The sequence below is a fragment of the Holdemania sp. genome (assembly GCF_986127675.1).
The window spans coordinates 1-2,226 of record NZ_CFQZWI010000183.1 but is presented as its reverse complement, the minus strand read 5'-3'; the positions used below and the strand labels follow the sequence as shown (position 1 = coordinate 2,226).

Annotated in this window: 4 protein-coding genes and 1 pseudogene; all 5 read right to left on the bottom strand. The window is 51.1% G+C overall.

The genetic code is table 11. The features are described from left to right. Positions 1-413 (bottom strand): annotated as a pseudogene (locus AC5OW4_RS15105) (stage IV sporulation protein A); the annotation flags it as partial. Positions 414-678: 265 nt separating this feature from the next. Next, a complete protein-coding gene (locus AC5OW4_RS15100; RefSeq protein ID WP_139248542.1) occupies positions 679-966 on the bottom strand; it encodes a hypothetical protein in 288 nt (95 codons plus the stop codon). A gap of 9 nt (positions 967-975) precedes the next feature. After that, entirely contained in the window at positions 976-1,383 is a 408-nt protein-coding gene (locus AC5OW4_RS15095) for a hypothetical protein (protein ID WP_195548121.1), read from the bottom strand. Further along, positions 1,376-1,831: a MarR family winged helix-turn-helix transcriptional regulator gene (locus AC5OW4_RS15090; RefSeq protein ID WP_195396878.1), complete on the bottom strand. Its 456-nt coding sequence runs from the start codon at positions 1,829-1,831 to the stop codon at positions 1,376-1,378. Before AC5OW4_RS15090 ends, AC5OW4_RS15095 begins: the two co-directional genes overlap by 8 nt. A 139-nt stretch (positions 1,832-1,970) precedes the next feature. Further along, positions 1,971-2,226, bottom strand: a 256-nt coding sequence (locus AC5OW4_RS15085; RefSeq protein ID WP_493677198.1) for a DegV family protein, incomplete at its 5' end; no start/stop codon positions are given.

The window sequence follows — 2,226 nt, the reverse complement described above, 5'->3', positions numbered from 1 at the left end:
TGCGTGCCGGTCTTGGCCGCTTCATTAAATGGAATCGCTTCGTCATACCACGGCGTGCGCACCATCCGCATGCCGTTTTCATCTTTGTAGCCTTTGGCTTCCGGAATGACAAAACCGACGCAGTCAACTAACCGGACCTTGACCGTAAAGCCGTCGTCGAAAGCGATCGTCGCGGCGTTGTTCGGGACAAATTTCGGCTCCGTCGTCATGATCGTCTTGCCTTCTCCGGATTGCGGGAGTTCATCAATCATCCGTCCTTTTTCGTATTCGTCTTCGACATACGGAATGACGGCCTGCTCCATGAACTTTTTGATGAAAGTGGATTTGCCTACCCGTACTGGTCCGACAATGCCTAAATATATATCGCCGCCAGTTCTTTCACCGATGTTTTTCAAAATTTCTGTCGTTTCCATAACTTCCTCCCTTAGCTATTTGAAGTGTATGAATTTGCCCAGGGCTCTATGCCAGCGCAATGTGAAAAATAAGTGGAAATCTGCCGGGCGGAAGGGGATCGGCGGAGATCAAAAGAGGAACCGCGGGGGGACACGCATGAGAAACAGGAAAACGAAGGCCGTGATCGCAGAAAAAAACAACCCGGATCAGCGGATTGTCTTTTCACGATGGATTTAAATCGGATTGATCCACAAGAAGACCAACCTTCCTTGCCTAAGGGCTGCGCTATTTGATTTCATGCTCGGTATATTCCGCGTCGATCACATCTTTTTCATCGACGTGCGGACGGGATTGAGTTTGTGAATAACCGGCGTCCTGCTGTTGCTGCTGGTAATAATCTTGTTGCTGCTGCTGCGCTTTGTAGAAAGCTTCGCGCTGTTTTTTATTGCGGTACAGAAACCAGCCGATGATCCCGACCCATAACAGCAGTCCGACCAGCGGATAGGCGTAAAGCAGCGGCGAGAGCACCTGCAGAATAATTAACAGAATGAAAAAATAAACAAAGGATCCCATCATCGCGCCCTACGACTTTCTCTCGAAGGTCGTCTTGCAGCGCGGACAGGTGATTTCAATCTTCCCGTGTCCCCGCGGCACGCGGACCGTTTGATGGCAATGCGGGCAGCTGAAATATTTGTGCTCTTTATCACTGGCGTTCTTTTTGATCAGTGAGAAGGCGGAGCGGACCGGCCGGGTCAGTTCCATAAATTTGATGTTTTCTTTCTGGCGTTTCCAGAGGTTGCGGGAAAGCGTGCGGAACAGGGAGGCGAAGATCAGTACGTCGCCCAGCAGGCCGAGGAATACGCTCTTAAACGTCAGCGTGTTGACAAGCAGGACGGCCAGGGATGCAAACAACAGGAAGTTGTTCAGCGCATCGGTGCCGTAGCGGCCGTTCATAAAGCGAAACAGCGCGTTTTTAATTTTTTCAAGCATGGTTATCGTTCTCCTTATAATGTAGCTTGCGCATGATCTGCGTAATCTCCTGAAAGCTGCGGTGCAGCGTCGCCAGTTCGTCTGCGCTGAGCTGGGCGAAATACGGCGTCAGATGCCGGATTTGCTTTTCTTTATACTGGCGCAGGATTTCGCCGCCCTGGGGACTGATCGAAATCAGAATGCTGCGGCGGTTGTTGGGGTTGGGCTTGCGGTCGACGATCCCGCGTGTGACTAAACCGTCGATCAGCTTGGACAGCTGCTGCTTGGAAATCAATGTCTGCCGGCAGCAGTCGGCCAGCGTCATTTCCTCACGGCACTGCAGCGTGAATAAAACATATAATTGAACAGGGCTGAAATTCTCGTTCTGCGCGATTCCCATGGACCGGTTGAGCATCAGCGGCTGCAGATTGAATAAATCTTCGAGGACCTTGCGGATTGCATCTTCCATCATCATCACCTCATGCAAACTATTATACCGATTTTCGCAATCTTGTAAACACGTGTTTACAGACTTCACATGATTTCACATGAAATGTTCACACAGTCTTCACTTTCTGAAGCAACAGAAAAGCCGTCGCGATTGACGGCTAATCCAGCTTTCTGAAATATTGAATCGCCTGCGTGTTCAGTCCGGTGTGAACGGCGACGACGTTGACGAGCTTGATGATCTGAATTTCGGTTTTCGGGAAGGTGCGGCGCAGGATGGCGGCCAGCTGCTCGGCGGTCTGCGGTGCGTCGACGTGCGCGATGGTAATCGAGTAATGTTCGTCGATGTTGTCTTCCTTCATGATCTGTACGGCCCGTTCCAGCGCGCGGGTATAGGAGATCGGAAGAGCACACGTC